General features: G+C 50.1%; 20 protein-coding genes. 11 read left to right on the top strand and 9 right to left on the bottom strand.

Annotated elements, in window-relative coordinates; all coding sequences use genetic code 11:
• Positions 1 to 367: 367 nt before the first annotated feature.
• On the bottom strand, positions 368 to 847 hold the full coding sequence (locus LDH74_RS19730; protein ID WP_226040365.1) for a TrkA C-terminal domain-containing protein: 480 nt from the start codon (positions 845 to 847) through the stop codon (positions 368 to 370).
• Between the two features lie 124 nt (positions 848 to 971).
• Here LDH74_RS19730 and LDH74_RS19725 point away from each other — a divergent pair, with 124 nt between their 5' ends.
• Entirely contained in the window at positions 972 to 1841 is an 870-nt protein-coding gene (locus LDH74_RS19725; RefSeq protein WP_345778538.1) for an ion transporter, read from the top strand.
• A 255-nt stretch (positions 1842 to 2096) separates the two neighbouring features.
• Here LDH74_RS19725 and LDH74_RS19720 read toward each other — a convergent pair whose 3' ends face one another.
• The 4 genes from LDH74_RS19720 to LDH74_RS19705 all read right to left on the bottom strand — a co-directional run bounded on the left by LDH74_RS19720 (position 2097) and on the right by LDH74_RS19705 (position 6508).
• Positions 2097 to 2483: a CBS domain-containing protein gene (locus tag LDH74_RS19720; protein WP_226040364.1), complete on the bottom strand. Its 387-nt coding sequence runs from the start codon at positions 2481 to 2483 to the stop codon at positions 2097 to 2099.
• A 142-nt stretch (positions 2484 to 2625) separates the two neighbouring features.
• On the bottom strand, positions 2626 to 3873 hold the full coding sequence (locus tag LDH74_RS19715) for a TrkA C-terminal domain-containing protein (RefSeq protein WP_226040363.1): 1248 nt from the start codon (positions 3871 to 3873) through the stop codon (positions 2626 to 2628).
• On the bottom strand, positions 3870 to 5087 hold the full coding sequence (locus LDH74_RS19710; protein ID WP_226040362.1) for a TrkA C-terminal domain-containing protein: 1218 nt from the start codon (positions 5085 to 5087) through the stop codon (positions 3870 to 3872). Before LDH74_RS19710 ends, LDH74_RS19715 begins: the two co-directional genes overlap by 4 nt.
• Positions 5088 to 5440: 353 nt before the next feature.
• Positions 5441 to 6508, bottom strand: a complete 1068-nt coding sequence (locus LDH74_RS19705; protein WP_226040361.1) for a succinylglutamate desuccinylase/aspartoacylase family protein — start codon at positions 6506 to 6508, stop codon at positions 5441 to 5443.
• 635 nt (positions 6509 to 7143) lie between these two features.
• Between LDH74_RS19705 and LDH74_RS19700 the strand changes: the two genes are divergently transcribed.
• The 4 genes from LDH74_RS19700 (at position 7144) to LDH74_RS19685 (ending at position 12723) form a co-directional block, all read left to right on the top strand.
• Complete coding sequence (locus LDH74_RS19700; protein WP_226042569.1) at positions 7144 to 8850, top strand: cation:proton antiporter; 1707 nt, start codon at positions 7144 to 7146, stop codon at positions 8848 to 8850.
• Positions 8843 to 10492, top strand: a complete 1650-nt coding sequence (locus LDH74_RS19695; protein WP_226040360.1) for a cation:proton antiporter — start codon at positions 8843 to 8845, stop codon at positions 10490 to 10492. The genes LDH74_RS19700 and LDH74_RS19695 overlap by 8 nt, the downstream gene beginning before the upstream one ends.
• A gap of 114 nt (positions 10493 to 10606) precedes the next feature.
• Complete coding sequence (locus LDH74_RS19690; RefSeq protein ID WP_226040359.1) at positions 10607 to 11491, top strand: universal stress protein; 885 nt, start codon at positions 10607 to 10609, stop codon at positions 11489 to 11491.
• An 89-nt stretch (positions 11492 to 11580) separates the two neighbouring features.
• On the top strand, positions 11581 to 12723 hold the full coding sequence (locus tag LDH74_RS19685) for a mechanosensitive ion channel family protein (RefSeq protein WP_226040358.1): 1143 nt from the start codon (positions 11581 to 11583) through the stop codon (positions 12721 to 12723).
• Here the strand turns inward: LDH74_RS19685 and LDH74_RS19680 are convergent.
• A complete protein-coding gene (locus tag LDH74_RS19680) occupies positions 12712 to 12936 on the bottom strand; it encodes a hypothetical protein (protein WP_226040357.1) in 225 nt (74 codons plus the stop codon). The two genes, LDH74_RS19685 and LDH74_RS19680, sit on opposite strands and share 12 nt — an antisense overlap.
• A gap of 149 nt (positions 12937 to 13085) precedes the next feature.
• Between LDH74_RS19680 and LDH74_RS19675 the strand changes: the two genes are divergently transcribed.
• The 3 genes from LDH74_RS19675 to LDH74_RS19665 all read left to right on the top strand — a co-directional run bounded on the left by LDH74_RS19675 (position 13086) and on the right by LDH74_RS19665 (position 15174).
• Complete coding sequence (locus LDH74_RS19675) at positions 13086 to 13979, top strand: hypothetical protein (RefSeq protein ID WP_226040356.1); 894 nt, start codon at positions 13086 to 13088, stop codon at positions 13977 to 13979.
• Positions 13980 to 14111: 132 nt separating this feature from the next.
• The gene (locus tag LDH74_RS19670; protein WP_226040355.1) at positions 14112 to 14798 is read left to right on the top strand and encodes a hypothetical protein; all 687 of its coding nucleotides are present in this window, start codon (positions 14112 to 14114) and stop codon (positions 14796 to 14798) included.
• A gap of 97 nt (positions 14799 to 14895) precedes the next feature.
• On the top strand, positions 14896 to 15174 hold the full coding sequence (locus LDH74_RS19665) for a PadR family transcriptional regulator (RefSeq protein WP_226040354.1): 279 nt from the start codon (positions 14896 to 14898) through the stop codon (positions 15172 to 15174).
• Here LDH74_RS19665 and LDH74_RS19660 read toward each other — a convergent pair.
• A complete protein-coding gene (locus LDH74_RS19660; RefSeq protein ID WP_226040353.1) occupies positions 15171 to 15719 on the bottom strand; it encodes a hypothetical protein in 549 nt (182 codons plus the stop codon). The genes LDH74_RS19665 and LDH74_RS19660 overlap by 4 nt on opposite strands.
• 120 nt (positions 15720 to 15839) lie before the next feature.
• Here LDH74_RS19660 and LDH74_RS19655 point away from each other — a divergent pair, with 120 nt between their 5' ends.
• The 3 genes from LDH74_RS19655 to LDH74_RS19645 all read left to right on the top strand — a co-directional run bounded on the left by LDH74_RS19655 (position 15840) and on the right by LDH74_RS19645 (position 19792).
• Positions 15840 to 16688, top strand: coding sequence for a hypothetical protein (locus LDH74_RS19655; protein WP_226040352.1), 849 nt, complete (start codon positions 15840 to 15842; stop codon positions 16686 to 16688).
• 58 nt (positions 16689 to 16746) lie between these two features.
• Positions 16747 to 17910, top strand: coding sequence for a hypothetical protein (locus LDH74_RS19650; protein WP_226040351.1), 1164 nt, complete (start codon positions 16747 to 16749; stop codon positions 17908 to 17910).
• Between the two features lie 1231 nt (positions 17911 to 19141).
• Entirely contained in the window at positions 19142 to 19792 is a 651-nt protein-coding gene (locus LDH74_RS19645; protein WP_226040350.1) for a hypothetical protein, read from the top strand.
• 282 nt (positions 19793 to 20074) lie between these two features.
• Here LDH74_RS19645 and LDH74_RS19640 read toward each other — a convergent pair whose 3' ends face one another.
• Entirely contained in the window at positions 20075 to 20323 is a 249-nt protein-coding gene (locus LDH74_RS19640; RefSeq protein WP_226040349.1) for a hypothetical protein, read from the bottom strand.
• A 489-nt stretch (positions 20324 to 20812) separates the two neighbouring features.
• Positions 20813 to 22144, bottom strand: a complete 1332-nt coding sequence (locus LDH74_RS19635; protein WP_226040348.1) for a cation:proton antiporter — start codon at positions 22142 to 22144, stop codon at positions 20813 to 20815.
• Positions 22145 to 22146 lie beyond the last annotated feature (2 nt).

The raw sequence follows: 22146 nt of genomic DNA, 5'->3' as shown, positions 1-22146 counted from the left end.
CGACTAACAACTCTAATTAGGCTACTCAAGCATACCCAAGATACCAGAGATGGTTTGAAAGTGGTTAGCACTTTAATCCACTTGTAGTTATAGCCAGATTATATGCTCGATAACGCATCTAATCGTCGTATCGATCCTCATGTTTCGAAGTATTCCTAAGTTCTTCTTCAAATATAGCTGAAAAAAGAAATTATTAACTTAAACTTAAGCGGGTGAAAGGCCATACAGCTCACGTGTTTCATTATTGTAGATAGTCCGTCGTATAGTCTCTCGAATTACTACAACCAGCAAAGACCGAATCAAGCTCTCGACGGAAAAACACCAGCCGAGGAGGTGCAGAACTAGACAGTGCCATCTTTGCATACCTTCAGGGTTGAGAGAGCAGGGTATCGAGTGCCTGATATGCATCGTCTTCACCGACGACGACGAGGATATCATCTGCCTGTAACTGTGCATCTGGCGGCGGATTTGCTATTGTTTGGTCACCGCGTTCGATGGCAAGAATCGAGATTCCCGTCCGCGCCCGGATACCAACTTCGCCAATTGTCTGTCCGACAACTGATGATTCGTCCGGAATAACCACCCATTTGACGCGGGACTCGGAGAGTGCATCGTCGAGGTCGTCAGAAACGGGTTCGAAGAACACTCCTTCGAAGATCTCTGCGAGTTTCTGTGCGTCGCGTTCGGTTGTCGTGAACAGTTCCTCGCTGTCGCCGTCCGGATCGTCTCGCCAGAACACCCGCCGTAATCCGTCGTTGTGAATGACGATCGTGAACGTTCCTCCGTCGGGGAACGAGACTTGGTATCGCCGTCCGATGCCCGGTAACTGTGTCTCAAAAACCTGCATAGTCGTAATGGACCGGGCGGGGTAATTACTGTTCGGCCTCTCTTACCGCGAAGCTATTGTATTTCATCCCAGCACAAACTTATAACAGGGCTCTTATATCGTCGTTCGACTGAGTAAACATCAAATGGCGATGGACTCGTCTCGGCCCCTCAAAGAACGCGTCTACTTCCTTCTTGACGGATCACACAGAGAGAGTTGGATCTCCTTCGGGACGAACCTCTTCATTATGGCGCTCATCGTCCTCAACGTCGCCACGTATATCGCGGGAACGGTGCCGTGGGTCAGCGCACAGTATGGACAACTCTTCGACGCCTTTGACGTGTTCTGTGTCAGTGTGTTCACCGTCGAGTACGTGCTCCGTGTTTGGTCGTGTACCGTCAACAAGCGGTACTCGAGTCCCGTTCGTGGTCGCATTCGGTTCATGCTCTCACCTTATGCGCTCATCGACCTGATCGCCATCTTCCCATTCTATCTACCGATAGTCCTTGGTGAAAAGGGCGCAGAACGGGTGCTCCGGATCTTCCGCCTGTTCCGTCTGCTGAAGATTGCGCGCTACTCGAATTCGCTGACACTGATTACGAACGTGTTTCGCCGGAAAGCGGAAGAGTTGCTGATTACCGTCCTCGTGATGAGTATTTGGCTCGTCTTTGTTTCTAGTCTCATGTACTACGCCGAACGGGGCGCCCAACCAGAGGTGTACTCCAGTATTCCGGCCGCTCTCTGGTGGGGAATTGTTACCTTGACAACTGTTGGGTACGGTGATGTTGTACCAATCACACCGCTTGGGCGGGCGCTCGGGGCGATGATCGCGTTGCTGGGTATCGCGCTGTTCGCGCTGCCGGCCGGTATCATTGCCTCCGGCTTTGCGGAGGAACTGGACCGTCGACGTCAGGGGACGCAATACTGTCCCCATTGCGGCGGGGAGGTAGATGAACTTACTAACAGACCGCCCGAAAACCATACTGATACTGAAACCGAAGCTGGAACAGAGTGATGGCCGTTGCAAAGGAGTAGAGTATTCAAACACCCAATTCAGAACCCATACATGACTAACCTGCCGGAGAAAGATACGATAAAAGATCTTGTCAGATATAATTTCAATCCACTTGTGATTTTAATCTCACTCATTACAGTGGTCTTTTGGGGTACAAGTTCCCACTGGTACGCAACACTTTCATTTCTTCTTTTACTTTTCGTATTTATTATTCAAAATATGTGGTATGCTTATAAAAAATTATTTGAGTGAGATTTATTTCGGGTCTTTTGTAACTGCGCCTCTCACATCCTTATCCATCAAATATCCGATGATCTGATTTGCTTTCGTAACGAGGAGATGGCGCATCCCATGTTCATTCATCAATGTCGCTGCAGTTTCAACCTCCTCAAGTTCATTAATCGTCACGACAGGGGAGAGTTGACACTCAGCAAGGGTGGTTTCAGCCATGTCTTTTTTCTCGGCAATTAGGGTAACCACTTCAGCGTCGGTAAAGACTCCAACTGGGTTACCACGATCAGTAACGACAACGAGGTCTACTTCTGGGTCTTCGAGTTTTTCGATAGCTCTGGCAGCCTTTCGCTCTTTTTCGAGTTCCTCAGCTCGCTTTCGCATCACCTCACCGATGTAGAACGGAATCATACGTCAGTTCTCAGTAAACGACCCGTATATAGGATGTGGTAATGTGCAACAGTCAAAAGGAAACGTCCCTGCCTACTTCGTTTGGAGGTCTTTAGATCCGCTCGCTCGCTGAGGGGGCGAACTTCCGCCTCGAAACGGTGGATCAAGACGGCTTGTTATCGACAGTTGAAGTCTCCAGTTGATCGTCGGATGGTGTCTGTTGGAACGAGAGTTGATCGGTGTCTTCGAGGACGTCTTCGACGGGAGTGATACGTGCGCCTACCTCGGACTCTAACTTCCGGAGCACTTCCGGACGACCGATTGAAAAGAGAAGATCTCCCGACTGAATGGTGTGCTCTCGTTGGGGAATGGTTTCGAGCTCTCCGTCGTTGCTTCGAATGGCGATGACAGTCACGTCTAATGCTCCGATGGTGCACCCGATAAGCGGGCTATCGGCTGTGATTTCGACGGTGCTCATCGTCTCGTCTTCACGCCTGAGCATCGCAGCGAACTCTCGCTCAGGGTTCGAATCAGCGGATAGCGTCATCAGCCGATATTCCTCTGTAGGATCGATTTCAGTAGCTGAGGCCGAATCCATCGCGAGCGTCGCAAACGTCCCAACACTCCCCCGGAGTTCTGCCTCCCCGAGGCGTGTTTTGACGCCGTCGTCGTTTGTCTGCCACACCTGCACTGTGTCTCCCGCAGTTGCACTATAAGGGGGATCTGCACGAACTGCTACAGCCGCGGATTTCTGCGGGAGCGTCTGTCCGAGCCCCGCCGCACGTTGACCGATAGCGAGGTACTGGACGACCCCATCCGCGTCAAGGTCGGCATCGACGTAGCCGATATCGTGTTCGTCCTTCAACCGAGCTGTAATCTGGGACTCCAATTCTTCGATTGTTAACCCGCGGGGGAAATCCATTGTCTTTCCGGAAACTATTTTCTTCATTTCCGCATCGACGGCGTCGTAGCCGTCAATATCCTCGACGGTTTCCGGTAAGGTAACTGTAATGAATCGACCAGTAGCTCGAACCAACGGGCTGAAATCCGGCGCGGTGTTCCGCCATCGAACTCGCTCTGATGCCCCCGCTCTATCGCCCACGTATCGGCCTGCATACGACACGATCCCAGCTACGACGAATGCTGACACATTGAGAATCGCTTCCTCTGCAGTGACGGGATCACCCGTGTTACTGATGAATTGGATGAGCGCCGAACGGGAGTTGAGGTAGATTGCAACGACACCCAGCCCGACGATGAGTGTCGCACCTTCCGGGAATTGTTGGCGAACCCGAACCCGGAACACGAACGTGACGACTGTCGTTACTGTAAACGCCAATAACGAGAGACCAAGTATCCTGACCAATCCTTCGACAAACGGATTCGTGAGAACTGTCGAAACCAAACTCATGTTGTCGCCTCCTCGAACGCACGGAGTTGGGAGGGTTTTCCGACGACGATTAGTTCGTCACCAGCAAGGAGTTCGGTAGCCCCTCGCGGTGCGATGATTAACTCCGATGCACGCCGAACCGCCAGAACCGCTACCCCGTAGGCGTCACGCACCTGTGAAGCACCGATGGTGGTGCCCGCGAGTGGACCCCGTTCGTTCACAACCAGTTTTCGAAACCGGTTGCCGTGTTGTTTGAGAACGGCAATCGTTTCGTACTCTCGCTGTTTCCCTCGTGAGTTGACCGTCATCGGTGCGAAATCATCGCGGACGATTCGCTTCCCGTCGTCAAGTGAGACAGCGATGGTAACAGCGCCCTCTCCGCCAGTCGTTGTCATCTTCGGGACGATCTGTTTCACACTGCCTTCCTCACCGTCTATCTCCTCCGCTGGGGCGGGTTCGCTCTTCGCCTCGACTCCCGTCGTCCGTGCGCTAACCACGGGACCCGTAACGTTTCCGTCAGGGAACTGGAGCGTCACGTGGTCGCCACGTGCGACACCGGTTGGAAGGACGGTTTGAATTGTAACAGCCCGCTTCCCCGATGGGATGCGCCGAGACAGTCCCGCGGCGGTCGGTGCCGCAGCAATCTGGGCCCGCCCCTGTTTGTCGATAGTAGCGTTCACTTCGGCGAGTTCGTAGTCAGTCGACAGACGCTCCTCAAGACGCGATTCGAGTTCAGGTAGCGAGAGGTCGGCGGGAAACTTCCAAGAGCTGTTGCTGAGTTGTTCTCGCAGGTCTTCGGATAACTGTGGATACCCCTCAATGTCGTGAATCTCTCCGATAGGGCGGATACGCACCTGACCGTAGGAATCAACGCGCTCAGTGAGATCTACAGAGAGTTTCGTTTCTCGAATTGATTTCAACGTCAGTCTCCGAGGGGTGGCAACCGCAAGTTTGTCCCCTTGACTATGCGCCCATAGACAGGCCATCAGGATTACTAAGACAGCGCTGATGCCTGTCCAGCTCTCGGAGAGCGTCGGATCCATCAAACCCATCAATCCGCCTGATACCCCCGCAAGCGTGCCACCCAGGGCAACGACGCCGAGTCCCGGGATAGTAACTGTGGTGAAATACTTAAATATGAATCCGATAGAAAACGCGATGAATGCTGGGAAAATAGCTGCTAATAATCCAAGATAAATTCCAAATATACCCTCAGTTATCGGTGCCAGAACCATATATTGCTCACAGTAACTGGAGCAGTATAGACATACTGTTCGTTCACTGTTTCCAGTACGATCAGAATAGCGACCGATATCACGAGGGACCAGTCTTTGACAACAAATCACTCACACGAAGATTCGATACTCCGAATCAACGCCTGTGGAGACTGCGCTCCCTATAGATACGTCTGTATCTGCAAAGCGCGTCGTGGAAACAGGAAGCCCTACCCTCAAGGAGCGAACGGCGTCAGCCGTGGCGAGTAGGGTAGCTCACCGTCGCGTTCTTCTGGGGCTTACCCTGATATGATAGTAGGAGGCAGACATCAAGACAGACCGACGCCTTCACGCAGGCCCTCCGTACTTAATCTTTACGCGTCGACGCTGAAATCACCATTATACTTGCGATATCCATCGAATTCGCCACGTCGGATCTCGCGCTCGATCTCATCACGCGTCTCAGTATCAAGTCGAACGAGATGACAAAGCGGGTGCCCCGGTAGTGCGATCGGATTCTCGAGTACACCAACAATCAATCCCGTGAAGGGCGCGGTTACGACGTGTTCCTCGGTTTTGAAATGATCCGTAATCGTGCAAATCGTATCACCTTCATGTACAAGCGGATACGGGCCCCATTCCATATCAACGAGACCACCCGTGTCGGCTCGAAGCCACTGCTTCTCACTGTCGGCCGCTGTGACCTTGTACCAGCCGGGCCAATGGACTGGGACATCTGGGAGGGCTCTGTACTGCGCTAAGACGCTCTCGACGCCGTCTATCGCCTTCTCGATCAACGCCGGTTGGAACCGCTGTGCGCGCCCCATCTCGACAGTGATGGTTGGAATTCCACTCGACGTTGCGACCGACCGCAACGACTTCGATTCGCCTGCCCCATACAGGATTACGTTCGCCCCAAAAGACCGAGCGAGCGGTTCGACGTCTTCGTTGTCGAGGTCTGCTCGCACGTGGAACATCGTGGTTCGGTTACGCGTCGACGTATGGAAATCGATTCCCAGATCGCAGTTACTGATGAAGCGGCTGTAGATCTGGTGGGCCATCCGTTCGGCGGTATTGCTTCGCTCTCGGCCAGGGAATGCTCGATTGAGGTCCTGATCGTAGATCGGGATGTATCGCTGCTGAGCGTGATAGGCCGGCACGTTCACTACGTGGAGACACACAATCGTTCCGTGGAGTTCTCCCGGGCGATACCGGTCGGCAACCTCTTGAAGGACCTTCACCCCGTTGAGTTCGTCACCATGAATGGCTGCGGTCAGAAATACGGTCGGTCCACCATACGCACCGTTGATTATCGTAACCGGGATTTCAACCGAATCCCCAAGATAATTCTCGCCCACTTCATAACGAATCTGCCGCTTCTCGCCGGGGTCGACCTCCGCATCGTACCTGAAGGGTTCCGGTTCTGAAACGTCGAACTCCATAGGGCATACCACTCATCAATCCATTAAAGACACAGCGATATGCGGAGTATTGAACCAACATCGCTCCATGGCTGATCAACGAGTCACAAATAATGACATAGGCTCAGTGAGGAATAACGACTCTCAGTTTCTACTCCCAGACTCAACATTATCCAGTTCTACGTTCTTTAGTAGATTATTCGGATTGGTTCCCTCGAGAGCGGACTCAACAAGGAGCTGGGCGCCGATGACGGCTGGACTGAGCACCCGATCAGCCCCAGCCTGTTCGAGCTTCCGGATGTTTTGTCCGAAAGAAGATATAACTCTTAGAGGGCGATAATTGATGTGATGATATCACAAGTATGCGATTTGGTCAGATATTTTCAAATTGAACGATCCCCCAAGTGAGAGCCAACAGCACCATCACGATCACACCAACCCCTGAGAAAACAATTCGGCCAACACTAACCCAGACACTCGCTTCTGCCAGTAAACCGCATAGTGTGAGAATACCAATACGAATGTACCAATACCGACGTGTACGCGCCATAGTTCACGTATCGTCATCCAAGAACAAGAATACTCCACGGTGAATCAAGGAGCGGTTGGCTACTCAAATCAGTATACTCATTGGAGTTGAGACGGGAACGGTATGTATGATTGGACTTCTGCAGACCGGATCGCTCCCTTTTGCGACAGATTTTGCGGTTATCATTATTACAGCTGTTCTTCTTAGTTATCTCGCTCGGTTAACGGGGCAACCGACGATCGTCGCATACATCTTCACAGGCTTAGTCCTCGGTCCGGTCTTCCTTGACGTCGTTTCCCAGTCCGAACTGGTGGTCTTGATGAGCGAACTCGGGCTTGGATTTCTCCTCTTCCTCATCGGAATGAAGATGCGTATCGACGATATTCGTGAGATCCTCCGCCCCATCATCAATATCGCAATCTGGCAGACGATTCTGCAGACCGCACTCGCCTTTGTGGTCGCCTTCGCGCTGGGTTTCACGTTACTCGAAACGACAGTCATCGCACTCGCGACCGTCTTCGGGGCGACACCGATTATCGTGAAACTGCTTTCCGACAAGGACGAACTGGCAACGCTCCCGGGGAAGATCGACGTCGGCGTACTCATCATCCAGGACATCTATCTCGTTATTCTGCTTGCGGTCCTGAGCGCTGAGTCACTCTCGAACCCTCAAGAAATCGCCGTCAGTGTCGGAACGATACTGCTGTTGATGGGTGGCGTTGGCATCATCTCCTATCTCTCCGCACGGTATCTCTTGCCATCGCTGTTCAGGGCTGTTGCTGAGGACAGACGGGCGTTTTTCATCGTCGGTATTGCGTGGGCATTCGTCTTCATCCTCGGAACCGAACAGCTCAACCTCTCACTCGAAGTCGGTGCGTTCCTCGCGGGACTAAGTCTCGCACAGGTACCGTATACGAGCGAACTCACAGAACGAGTTCGGCCGATCACCGACTTCTTTATGGTCGTGTTCTTCACCAGTATCGGCCTTCAGCTGGCTGCGGATAGCCTTCTGGCCTACTGGGTCGAAGCGTTGATCGCCTCGGCCGCGCTTATGGTCGGGAACTTCCTGATCATCTTCTACCTCATCGACCGGGAGCAGTTCACGCCTGAAACGTCGTTCATCGGGAGCCTCAACATGGCCCAGGTGAGCGAGTTCTCGCTCGTGGTCGGCGCTCTTGCGGTTACCCGGGGCTTCATCGACGCGTCGATACTGGGGTATCTCAGCCTGATGGCGATAGTGACGATGAGTCTCTCGACGTACCTCATTAACTACAACTACCAGATTTACGAGCGAGTGAAACCCTATCTGGCACGTTTTGAGAGTGAGGAAAAACGGGACGTCGATCTCCACGTCTATCAAGATCATGCCGTCGTCGTTGGGTACGACGAAATCATTCGCACCGCGTTACCGTTACTCCAGGAGCACTTCGGCGACGTCGTCGTCGTCGATCGGAATCCCGCCCACGCAGAGGTCCATCAATCCGCCGACTACGAGTACATCTACGGCGATTTCAAACACGGTGAGATTCGTAGCGGTGCCGGACTCAAGCGAGCAGCGTTCGTGTTGAGTTCGACGGTTGAGCCGGATATTAACCGAATTCTCCTTGAAGAAATTGGGGACGATACAGTCGTCTTCGCCGAGGCCGAATCAACGGAGGATGCAGCTGACCTGTACGACCGCGGTGCCCACTACGTCATCCTCAGTACTGCCCTCACGAGCGAAAAGTTGACCGACCACCTGCGTCTGTATTTCAACGAATCCGAGGAGTTCTGGGCGGTGGTAGACAGCGACATTGGCCACCTCCGTTGGATCCGAGGTGAGTTTGATGGTTGAGCTCCTGACGCCCCTCGGAGCGATCTTCATCATCGCCGGCATCTTCCTCGTGTTTGCGACGCGACTGGGGATACCCGCAGTGCCGATCTATATCATCGTCGGAGTGATACTGGCGCCGTTTATCCCGCAAGGGACGACGCTTGAGCTCGCACAATGGGGAGTCGCATTCCTCGTGTTCACCTTCGGTGTCGAGGTCGAACCAGGACGGTTCCGGGCTGTCGCACGGGACAGCGAGCACGTCGCTGCCCTACAAGTCCTGCTTGTCGGAAGTCTCGTATTCGGTCTAGGACTCGTATTCGAACTCGACACGCTGAACGCAATCTACTTCGCGAGTGCAGCTGCACTCAGTTCCTCACTCGTCGGACGAGAACTCGCCGTACATGACATCCGTCGAAATCTCATTCAGGGACGCCTCATCTCGTCGATTCATTTCGCACAGGACCTGTTCGCAGTCGTGCTCATACTCGTGTTGAGCGCGGACGTGTTCACTCCAGACGGTATTGTACTCAAACTCGGATACGGCGTCGTCATCCTCCTCGTCGCAGCGCTCGTTCGAGTGTACTTGTTCGGTATACTTGTCTCGCTGTCGGGAGACTCCGACGAGCTCATCATTTTAACCGGAGTCGCACTCCTCCTCGGGTTCATCAGCCTCGCAGAGTTGACCGGCATCTCGATCGTCGTCGGGGCGTTCGCTGCCGGGTTAGCGATTACACGGGAGTTCCCGGACAAATTGGCGCTTGAAGCGGGTCTCGAGTCGTTCGATGATTTCTTCGCTGCCGTCTTCTTTGTCACCGTCGGCAGTCTGATCACGGTTCCCACACCGCGTGCACTGTTGTTCGCGGGGGTACTATTGTTCGTAATCGTCGTACTCAAGCCTCTGGTGACGATCTACGCGCTTCTCTATCAGGGATACGAAACCAGAACAGCATCATTGACGAGCTTCGGGCTCGACCAAGTGAGCGAGTTCGCCCTCATCATCGCGATCCAGGCGTTGATCCTAGAGCGGATTCAACCGGACGTCTTCGAGGCGATCATCCTCGTTGCAGCACTCACGATGATCACGTCAACCGCGACTCGCCAGTACAGCGAGCCACTATACCGAGTTCTGATGCGGGTCCTCCCGCTTGAATCGACGCACTCCAAGCTGAATAGTCGAAGTTCCGTCGACTCATCCCTGAAAGACCACGTCATTATCATCGGATACGGCCGACTCGGAACGCTTGCTGCGCAGACGTGTGAAGATGAAGATCAACCCGTTATCGTGGTCGAACACGATCCGGACCGGCACGAATTGGCTACAACCCACGAGAATCACATCTTCGGCGATGCAGTTAGCAGCGAAACTTGGGAGCGAGCGAACGCCGATGAAGCGCAATTGATTCTCTCGACAGTATCCGACCGACAGGTCTCTAGCCAAATTCTCGGGTTAGAGACGGATGCGGATGTCATCCTTCGATCGGACCGCGTCGATGAAGCAGGGGACTTGCTGGAAGCTGGTGCAGATTACGTTATCGTTCCCGACTTCCTTGCCTCAGAACAGCTCCTAGAAAAGATCCGAATGGTACTCACCGAAGACGTGTCGCTCGAAGAGTTGGGATCACGGAACAAACGCCGCTTACACGAGGACCTAGAATTTCGATAGTGATGGGCAGGACATTGAAGTCGAGCCAATCCGACACCACTGTAAACTCGTTCACTCCGATTACATATCGTTCGGACCGAACTCCTAAATCCGGTGTGGAACATTCAATACGTAATGACTAATCAGACCACGCGGGGCTCGATTCTCGTTCCGATCGCGAATCCAGAGACGGCTGACCAACTCATCTCGACAGCTGCAGATATCGCGACTGATACCGGGCGTCCACTCGAACTACTGACGGTAATCAGAGTTCCCGAACAGGTACCGCTTTCTGAAGGTGAGCGACTCGTCGACGATGAGCGTGAGGTTATCGACTATGCTGCTGATATCGTCAACGATCAGGCTATCGAGGTAACGAGCCGCATCCGATTTGCTCGCTCGATAGCGAGCGGAATCCTCAGCATAGCAGAGGAAGGGGACATTGAGACAATTCTTATGGGATGGCGAGGGCGTCCACGTCGACGGGACATCATCTTAGGATCCCATCTCGATCAAGTGCTCCGAAAAGCACCGTGTGACGTACTCGTTAAACGAATGGACGGCGACGAGGAGCTACAGCGGATTCTACTTCCCGTCGCTGGAGGTCCGAACACCGAGCTAGCAGCAACCGTAGCAGGCTCCCTCGCTCGCGTTCACGATGCGGAGGTCCATGTCATCGTCGTCAACTCACCCAACGAGACAGCAACAGCACGTGACGAGAAAGAAACGATGTTAGCGCGTGTTATCGCCGGGTTCACTGGTGTTCCAGTGATCACTCAGGAAATTGTGGAGAGCGACTCTGTTGGTGATACAATAGTCAATCAATCGGAAGACGTAAATCTCGTTGTTCTCGGGGCGACTTCCGAAGACCTCTTCGGTCGTTCTATTATCGGGACACTTCCAGAACAGGTGGGGCGACAATCAGCTAGCTCGGTGCTGATGGTTAAAGAGCACCGAAATCTCCCCTCCCGCCTGGCAAGGCTCACCTCGCGCCTCCGACGCGAAATACTTCGTTTCTAACGTTAGCGGAAATCGGAACTCCGAAATGAGTTCGAGAGCCACTCACTACACACTTATACTCGGAATCGACTATGGACAGGACATTGACGATGATCGATATCTCACACAGTCCAGAATTTATACTCCAAACCGCTAGCGATATCCCTCTCAGTGATCGGCCGTGGTTACTCGTCATCGCTATCCTCGTCATCTCGTACCTTCTCTCACGGCTTATCGAGTGGAGCGGGCAGAAACTCTTAGACCAATCTGACCGCTGGCCCGACAACTCGATCAACCGCGCTTTTTTCCAGGAGATACACATGCCCCTGTACATTTCGGTGGCTCTCAGTGGAATTTACCTTAGTCTAAGCATTTTCGGGGTCGTCGAATCGAGTTACTTCCTCGTCGGCACCATCCTATCGGTACTCGTCGTGCTGTGGATGCGAGCAGCAAAACGCTTCGGGGGACAGTGGATCGAGGCCGTGAATGCGACTGAGAGTGACTATGAATTCTCGCCAATCTTCAAGAACTTCTGGACAATCCTCATCATACTCGGAACTGGAATCAGTCTTCTCGTCATTTGGGAGATTGATATCACTCCGTTTCTCGCTTCGGCAGGGATCATCGGGATTATCCTTGGGTTGGCTGCACAGGAAGCTATCGGTAATTTGATCGGCGGCGTTTCGTTATATTTCGACGATACCTATAAAACCGGAGACGTGATTATCTTGGAGAACGGCCAGCGAGGGACAGTCACTGACATCGGTATCCGAAGTACGACGGTCCTCACACGCGACAATATTCTGGTTACAGTCCCAAACGCGGTTTTGAACTCCGCATCGGTCGTTAACGAGTCAGCACCACAACGACGAAAGCGAATCCGTGTTCCAATCACAGCCGCATATGGAACGGACTACCGAGATGTCGAAGAGATTCTCCTTGGGGTCTGCGACGAAATACAACTTATCCTTGACTCACCCTCTCCACGGGTGATGTTCCGCGAATTTGGTGATTCTGCGCTCATCTTCGAACTCTGGGCCTTCGTTGCCCATCCATTTAGCGAGCAGCGAGCGATTGACCAGATTAATCGGCTGGTCTACGACGAATTCGACGACGCAGACATCGTCATTCCCTTCCCGCAGCGGGAAATTAGCTTCCTTGATTCGGAACAAGAAGCCCCTCCACAACAACCGGTGGAACGAGTATACGATGAGGAGGAGACAAAACCACCCACAGATGAGTCAAGCAACTAAGTAGAACTCCGTCCAGTGAAGACCGACATCGTAGAGCTTCCAAGTAAGCTCATTAGGGACGTTATCGCCATGTCCGTATCCAAGTTCCTTGTAAATCTCTTCAGTTATTTTCGGCGTTTGAAGCGGCAACGGATGAGGAAGATCGGAAAAAGGGGCATGAACAAAGTAGCCGTCCTTCGGGGTTGAATCAGCATACCGTTTGAGTACCGCCATCAGAATAGAGATCCTCTGGAAGAGACTATAAATATACTTGTGTTAGTGATTGAGCTCGAAGGCACTTCTGCACTTAATAGACAAGGCTCCCAGGTCTACTAAGAAGAGCGACCGATAGTTTTAGCAGATTGTGATGATTTTCTCGTATAATGGCAAGCGTTGAAACTGTAGTTAGTCTTGTCGGGATTTTAGCTACCCTCTCAATTGCCGCTGCGACTTATTGGACGGTAAGAAAAGATATCCGTACCAGGCTGAGGATCCGACATACAAATGATATCCGCAGACAGGTACTAGAGCCTTGGATCGAAAACCTTCCTTCATACCGTGCATCTTCTCCTATAGGTTCAGACGGCGGTTCAGAATCCGTAATCGCCAATCTCACTGGTAATGGATTCAAGCTGTACCCAGATAAGATTTCAGAAGCGCTGAAGAAGCATTTTTTAGAACATCATTTAGATGAAGAAGCGCCAACCGATTTAGATGAGCTTCTCGAGGAGATGATGGAGAATGTCGAAGAGATCCGGTCTGAAAAAAGAGCATACCAAGAGGAAGTCATTGAGTCAGAGAAGATGGAAGAAATGCTTTCTGAGGTAAGTAAGGACTGGGCTGAGGTCGATCAACAGCAGTTGGCAATCTGGCTTAGAGAGGTTTTGGTAGCGGAGTATACAGGAGGCCACTTTCAGGAGGAAATTCTATGGTGGAGTCCTGAGACGATTGAAAATGGTTTGAAAGTGGTTGAGCGGGATGGTGAATATCACTACTACACTCTAACTGAAAAGAAGAGAGATCGACATCAAGTAACTAATGCACCGATCATTACGACTCAGAATAGAGTACCTGAAATCCAGGTTGAGAAGTTGCTTCACGAGTACAAGAAGTATGCTGAATTCGATTTTGGGTTACAAGCCTATAACAATCATATCGTAAACGCTGGTGAAGCATTTAATGAGTTGATCTCAGAGCAATATCAGCAGTTAGAGGATACACTGGAATACTATGCAGCTATGCCTGTCCTGCCCAATGACTGCTATTACTCTAAATAGAGCTGCTTCTCTTTTCTGCTGAATAATACATTCCCGTTTGTCTTCTTCAGTTGTCAACGGATTATCCCTGTTCTCATCCCCAAGCATCGAACTCCCAGAGATTAATATGGTCTCCGAGTATGCCTTTGTTCCATGACTTCTGAAAGCGCCGACATCAGATTATTTGAAGATACTCTACAGCAGCTGCACCAGGATTTTCTGGACCACCCTTTCCACTACGGAAATGAAAATCCGATAATGCCAGAGCTATACCGTAGACTCAGAACGAAACTCAGTCCAGAAACAGTTCCAGTCCAATATCTCCAAGATCACAGTAACATGGACGACTGGCGGAACAGGGAGATGTTCAACCGGTTAGACAAGGAAGGACACAAGATTCCTAGAGTTCGTCCGGAGGTCAGATTCTACGACAACGGGATATGGGGAGGAGCTAAAACCGACTTCGATTTAGCAGTTTTTCCCGCGAAGTCCGACATCACGATGCAGGGGAAAAAGGAGGGGATAGGGAATTTTATAGACCTGAATCGATCAGAGGTCTCGGTGCTGTGTGAGATCAAGCATTCGATGAATATGAGTGGGAGATTTCGAAGTGGCGGTGAGACAGATATCAAGGCATTAGCTGAATTCCCTGGAAAGGTCGGCAGGCGGTATTTCTTATTCATGGATTGGTGGCCGCGAGATGGTTATGACAACTTGACTCTTGAGAAGGATATCCGCCAGCTGAAGGATAGAATAGATGAGTTTGATCGCAGGATCGACGTTGGCTATCTTCCTCGAGATCGGGAGATAGAGTTCGTCCGAGATATCGTCAGCTACTGAGTTTCAATAAACTTCTCAGCTTTGATCCTTATCATTCCCTAAAAACCTTGTAACACATAGACGGGATTTTATAGGTACAGTCAGAGAATCCAATAGTATGTACGACCTCACGGGATTCCAACGCGACCTACTGTACGTCATCGCCGGCCAAGAGAAACCACACGGCCTCGCCATCAAAGACGAACTCGAGAACTACTACGAGAAAGAAATCCATCATGGACGACTCTACCCAAACCTAGACGAAGTCGTCGACAAAGGACTCGTCGAGAAAGGTGAAAGAGACCAGCGTACCAATATCTACTCAATCACTTCTCGTGGTACTCGGGAACTTGAAGCCCGCCGAGACTGGGAAAACCAATACGTAGATCTCGATTAGATATTTTGTGAGCTGAAACGGTCCCAAGCACCGAATCCTAGAGCAAGAAAGACAAACGAGTACCCGAGAACAGTGAAAATAACACCGCCAAGAAGCAAACCGCTTGCATTGATCAAAGGCATCTGTATCTCATAGCCCACGAAAAGTGTGAATGCCATCATAAGCAATGCACCGATCATTGTCCCTCCTATAGCAAGAAGGCCGTATTTTACGTGTAGCTGGTTGAAGTATTCGTTCACCGTCATCTCCTCTTGAACCGGCTCAACCTCAACATCCGGCGGTATCGGCCATTCCGACCTGTCATCATGGATCCAGAAGATCCGACCTCCCGCAGCACTATCCCCATCTAGAATATCAATATCCACTAATTCCTCAAGCCGAGGTGTTGTTCCCTGCTTTGTAAGCCCGATCTCTGAGGCAACCTTCCGATTTGACAAGTAAGGCCGGTCAGACTCCAGAAACACCTCTACAATATGACTATCCTGTACATCTCGTGTCTTATCGAAACTGATTTTCTCTTCAATCCAGTCAGGAATTTCAGTCATACACTCCAATTGATGATCACAAACTCCCTATCAGAGGGTTTGTTGACCACCAATTGTCAGTCACCAACCGTTCAATGACATTCTATGGTTATGAACCTATAGGAACACGGACCTAACCGGATGCCTGAACAGAAAGACATCATCCAGACGCTGCAAAGCCAGACAATCACAATATTCGACGCCGCACTCATGGTCAGCGTCGGACTCCTACTCACAGCCATCCAATTATTCGTACCTGAATCAGCTAAAGCAGTACTGGCCTTCAATCATTCAGAATTCAATATCTGGGGTCTCTACACCGCTGCGTACATCCACACTAATTTCACCCACCTGCTGAACAACCTCACGGCCTATTCCATGGCCGCCGCCTACACTTATTGGCTCTGTTCCGCAGTGAATACCCGTCAATGGTTCCGCCGTACTTTCGCCGCACTTCTAGTAGTGCTTCCGCCTCTAATCACATTCACAAGCTACCTCATCTTGAAGATCTCCTTCTCAGGGACACTACCACCGGAACGAGGATTCTCTGGTGTTGCCTCCGGATTCGGAGGATTTCTCTTGGTCGCATTGGTCATCTACCTGCGGAAGCACTACAATCCAGCTCTCGGAAACATCATCGGTGCAGCAGTCGTCTTTTTACTCCTTATAGAAATCAGTTTCATCTACACCGGTAGGATTGATCCGTTGATTGTCGGTCTCTCTCTGTTTGGAGTCGTCTTGATGGTGGTATTCTATCTTTGGGAACATGATATCAAATCCAACATTGACTCTGTTACGCTTCAGGCTTTCAAACCAACTATATTAGGAGGTCTTGTTGTCTTGGTACTCACCTACTTCGTGTTCGCGATGTTTCCCACCGCCATCGTTGAGAACGGGAACTTCAGAAACATCTTCGCGCATGCAGCAGGATTCATCTGGGGTGCACTTTTTGCTCTCATCACTTGGAGATATTCTGCGTTCAAAGTCTAACTTCGGTCATAGTATAGGTGGAATTGATTTATTTGGAGAAGAAATCATTGGACAGAGTATGTCAACAGACACTTCGGTAAATACTAAATCTAAGCCGTTCAGATTTCTTGAGTTTACCTTCCGGAAGTCCGCGCAGATCGTGGAGTCTGGCTTCTACCTAATTGGCTCTGCTTTGATTGTCGGTTTGTTTTGGTTGTTCCTTACACTTGTCTCTAATGTTGACGGGGAGATAACAGGCATTTTAAGTTTATTTGAGATGCCATTTGTCGTTGGAGGTGCTGTAGTTATTGTATCACTATTTTTTCACTTGACTAATACTTTTCAGAAAATTTCTCGAGCAGATCCTCATGGGGAAGCGCATGCTTCTGATTTCTTATTTGGAATTCTTCTTCTACATGCGGGATATTATGGAATTTCGATTGGCCATTTTGAGATCAGGGAGTTGGAAGCAGACATGATCTCTATGGACTTTTTATTGGGATCTTTTGTCTTTACTATCATTGCTGGCTGGTATGCGATAGTTGCAGGTGTTTTTATAAATGGTCTGTCCCGGGTGTTAATTCATGTTTTTGGGTGGAGGAGATTGATCAGAAGCACATACCAGGATTTGAGATGGACTTTCCAATCTTTACTACCTTCGAAGTGGGTTCGGGTATATCGCTTGCTAACGATATATCGGCAGAGAAGAGGAATTTCGCGTATAGCGGCTTTCACTGAAGTTTTCTTTAGTGGACTAGCGATGATTGAACCTGTTGATGCTGAAGATCACGATCAGATACGGAACCAGATAGAAACCGCTGACGATAAAAACCCGATATATCATCTAAGTAGTGGATCTGAACGCTGGTACAGTGTCTTCGTGTACAGTACTGCAGCAACTATAGTACTTGTCTTCTATGGTTGGATATTTCTCACAAAGGGAGGTGAAGATCTTTATGAGGTATTTCGCTTTCTTACTCTACTTATATCCGTATTCATAGGTTTCTCCATCCTACCAGGATGGCTGAAAGACATAAGCTATTTGAGAGAGCAGCATTCCGGATATCAGTCGTACTGGTGGGAATTTGGAGTGCTATCAGTGCCGATCATATTTCTTTTTCTGGTGATACAGATAATTTGGTACGAGCCATTCAAAGCGGCTGAGTACACACTTCTTTTCATACAACTCATCTTATTAACCGGGTTCCTACAGCATCTTTTTAGACGTCGAAGATACCTGTGAACGCATTTGTCCCCCCTAAGGACGTCTAAGATAATACAGTAACCCGGAGACCAGTAGGACGGATCCAGTTAGAGGTACCCATACGTCGACATTGATTTCTCTTTCCTCGACTTCGCCGCCACTGATCGCGGAAGCATCTGCTACAGGAACCGTGAAGGACAGTCCTCGTCAAATCCGAGACTACGGAAGAATTGGATCCACCAATCGATCAGGTTTGTGTCTTCGTCGATAACTACTACCAAATCTTCTACCTGTTCGTAGCTCAAGGAAGTCTCAAACTCACAGATAATTTTTTGAACTATATCGGTTTATGAATGATTAAACAATTTAGTTATTGTTGGTAAATCACACACTATCTGAAGGCACAACTAAGAAGTGGAGTTTCTTTTTTCAGAGGCTCACAAGATAGGTCTCGGAAGCGTATGGAAACCCATTAGACCCAGATCGGGAATAAAACCTTTCTCTACCAGTTACAGGAATTATACTAGGAGGAATTGTCGATTATAGAAAAGGCTGAAGAGAATATAGACACAGCAAGGTATATTGAATAGGTGTACTTATAACAAGCATTTGTTTATTTATATGGCTGATTAGGGGAGATACATAGTATATATTCAGGAGTATAATTAATACGACTACTAAATCCAATTATGCTGAATGAGTATACCTTAATCGGTCTCCTTTATACTAATTCTTGTTAAGGTTATGTGTATACAGTCTTTGTTGGAGAGTTTTTTACTTTGAGGCGTTTTAACCACTATACAGTATTTCTGGACACAGTTTCTGTCGGTCCAATTTCTATAGACTACTGGAAAAAGAAATTAGAGGTCGTACAGACCTCATTTCTCATCGTTATGAATAATCCGTCGTTTTCGTGAAATGGTAGAGTGCCTCGCCACAAAAGAACGCTCACGAGCCACTGGTTTAGTACAGAGAAGACGTTCTGAACGAGGCATTCGGTTCTTCTTAGCAAGTTCTGTGATAGCTAGAGAACAGATATTATTCGCTATAACACGAAACTCTAGACGATTTGCGATGCGAGCAAAAACTCAAATAGAAATTGAGGTGCTGGGCTGTCCACAGGCAGTTGCAGACCGCGTGAATTCAGGTGGCCTAATTCAACGACTCCCACTACCATAATCTTCTAAAACCCCATCTAATGTATATCTTCTAATATAAATCGACCCAGTGTTTTATACGTTAATACTACTACAATACTATTGTAATAAATATGGAAGAAAAAGAAATAGATGAAACTAGTAATAAAATTGCAGAATTTGATAGCGAATTCGCAGATGCACTAGTCGAATTGCAATTGGAGGAATTCATTATCGAAGCCAACACGGAATACGGAAGACCTCTTCTGGGAGATACTGTATTGGGATACGTCGAGATCGGGTGTGGTCTACAAGAACAGCAGAGCGATGAGGAGACCCTGTTCACGATTGCTCACACGGTGGGTCAGAGTTGGATAGTTATCCGCGAGATTCCAGGGATGCACCAAACAATCCTCGGTCAGTTCGAGAACGCCTACGGCGCTAGTGGTGCTGTTAGACAGCATCACCCTGCAACTGACCCGAAGAGTGGTGGCACACCTACATATCCAGAGTGGCTGATTGAGGAGGTCAATCCAGAACTCGGAACACATCTCAAGGATTGCGGACTGATAGAATACGTTGTTGAGGTTGATGTGGAAACTAAAGAGGTCGCCTTCAGTAGCAACAATCGCCGTCCAAAAATTCACCTCCGTATTGATACTAATTCAGAGTGGAAAGTTTGTATATCCCACGAGTACGGTTTTGATGCGTTAGGTACGTGGGAGAGCCTTAATGCGGCAATTGGTAAAGTGGAAAGAAAGCTGCAAATTGGTGAAAAACAATGACTGCTCTTCCAGTACCAGAACTTCCTTCGGATAGAGAAGAGTCAACTATCGGCGATAATGTGTAATTCTCGAGGGGAGTGGCGACCTCCGCATTAAGGATGGGAGGCTGATTGCACCAGAGTTCCTTGGCTCCGACTATGGGTTGACACGCCTCCAGTACGCCGCTTTTTCGACTCTGTCGAAATATGTTTTAGACCCTTACTCTCTCGAATCTAATACACACTACACCTGCGAACTGACTGGGGACATTCTGAGGGGAGAACAGTTAGAGATATACCTTGATCATTCGGTCGATTGGAGAAATTCGTCCAATGTGTCTGTGAGTTCGTCAACCTCCTCGCCGTTGATTTCAGCCGAATACCGGACGATGAACACATCCTTCTCATCGGTGTGACGGGCTTTATCAACTTGCTCGACACCCTTCCAAATCCCTGTAACTTCAACTTGGCCGTGTTCGGCGTGATTGTACGTTTCACCACGATCAACGACCATATCAGAGTCAGAACTCGGCAGATCATCAGAATCGTCCATACAAATCTGTGGTGGTCGCCGGCCCTTGTCTCTGTTGGATACAGTATATCGTTTGCCTATACTGTACATTCTCTTAGTAGAAGGGACAAAAACAAATTCGGTTGGATTACAGTGGGAGTGACCAATCGTGGCCACAATCTGTGCACTTGAAGTCTGCTATTGTCTCTCCCCCAGAGACGTATTTATCAATTTGTTCTCCAAGCCCGTCATCGCATTTGGGACAACGAGCACTGATCACTCTTTAATAACTGAAAAAATTCCTGCCCCGTTATTTCTTTGGTAATCATTTTGGGTGGTTCACCTCTCAGAACTCTCAGACTGCTCCACGATAATTGTCTCATTTGTACCTATCACGACAGTATGGTTCATTCACTTTGATCTTGGCTGACTCCTATGGCACCTACAGATGCGATTTTATCATCCAAGTTTCTCTGATGACGTGAGAATGGTATTGTTGAGTGATTCGCAGAATAGTTTGGTGCTGGCCACTCAATTGTCGGTCGGCCGTGGAGTTCCGTTGCGGGCCCGTTCGAACAGCGAGACGGCGACGGGCTCGATTTGGCTTGAGTACTGCATGAGCGACGTCCCGAGAATGCTCATGACGAGAACGTACCCGACGGTAAAGGCATAGATCGTCTGCGCCGTCTCCGCTGCCATGCTACTGCCGGCCCCAGAGAGGGCAAGACTCGAGATGATCAGGGAGAACTCGCCGCGGGTGGCCATTCCAAATCCGACCCGAAGCGATCGACGGTCATCAAGGCCATATATCCGCCCACCGAGGTAGCCACTGACAATTTTTGTCGGCGTCGTCACGACGACGGCGGCGACGATCATCCCGAGAATTGAGAGCGTGAACAGCCCCGGATCGGTCACGAGGCCGATCCAGAAGAAGAAGATCGCCGCGAAGGCGTCTCGCAACGGCTCAAGCAGTTGCTCCAAGTCGTGGACGTGATCGGTCGACGAAAAGGCCATACCGACGAAGAACGCGGCGACGGCCTCACTGACGCCCAACGCAAGCGCGATTCCAGCGACGAGGATTGTGACGCCTAATGCGCGGACAACTAGAAACTCGTTCGTGTCGGCATCGAGAAAGCACTGAAAGAAATCGGTTCCGAAGGTAACGAGCCCGAGCAACACAAGAATGAACCCGACCGCGATTCCGATCTGGCCCGCGGCCTCCCCGATATCGCCGCCACCCAAGACTAGCGCGGATGCAATCGCTAGGTAGATCGCGATAAACAGGTCCTCGTAGACGAGCGTCCCTAGCATCGGTTCGGACTCGTCATTAGCGATCCAGCCCAGATCAATCAGTGACTTCGTAATGATTGCACTCGAGGAGATGTAGACGATTCCTGCTGTAAGGAAAGCCGCGAGAAAGCTCCCAAAAATGAGATAGCCAAAGACTAGCCCGATACCGAAGTTGATGACAAGATCGACAGATCCCGCTTTGCCGATACGGTCCTTACTCGCGATCAATCGACTCAGGTTAAACTCGAGGCCTAGGAAGAATAATAGAAGGACGATCCCAATCTCTGCACCGACGACGATAAAGTCGGTTTCGCTGAGTGCGAGTCCGCCAAGCGCTGCGAGAAGTTCGATCCCGCCAATAGTTACCTCAGGAACGGTGACTGTGATACCGCCAATTCCGACCTCACTGCCTGCGAGGGCGGGGAGTTCGCCCAATACATTCGATCCTAATAACACCCCAATGATGATGTAAAACGGGATCACCGACTGATCAATCCGACTCGAGAGGAAACCAACTAGTGCGACTGCGGTAAAGAGGATGCCGACGTCGACGAGTGCCGTTTCAGTCGCCACTA

This window comes from Natrinema sp. DC36 (assembly GCF_020405225.1).
Lineage (GTDB): Archaea > Halobacteriota > Halobacteria > Halobacteriales > Natrialbaceae > Natrinema.
The sequence above is the reverse complement of the archived record's forward strand: the minus strand, read 5'-3'. Positions and strand labels throughout refer to the sequence as shown.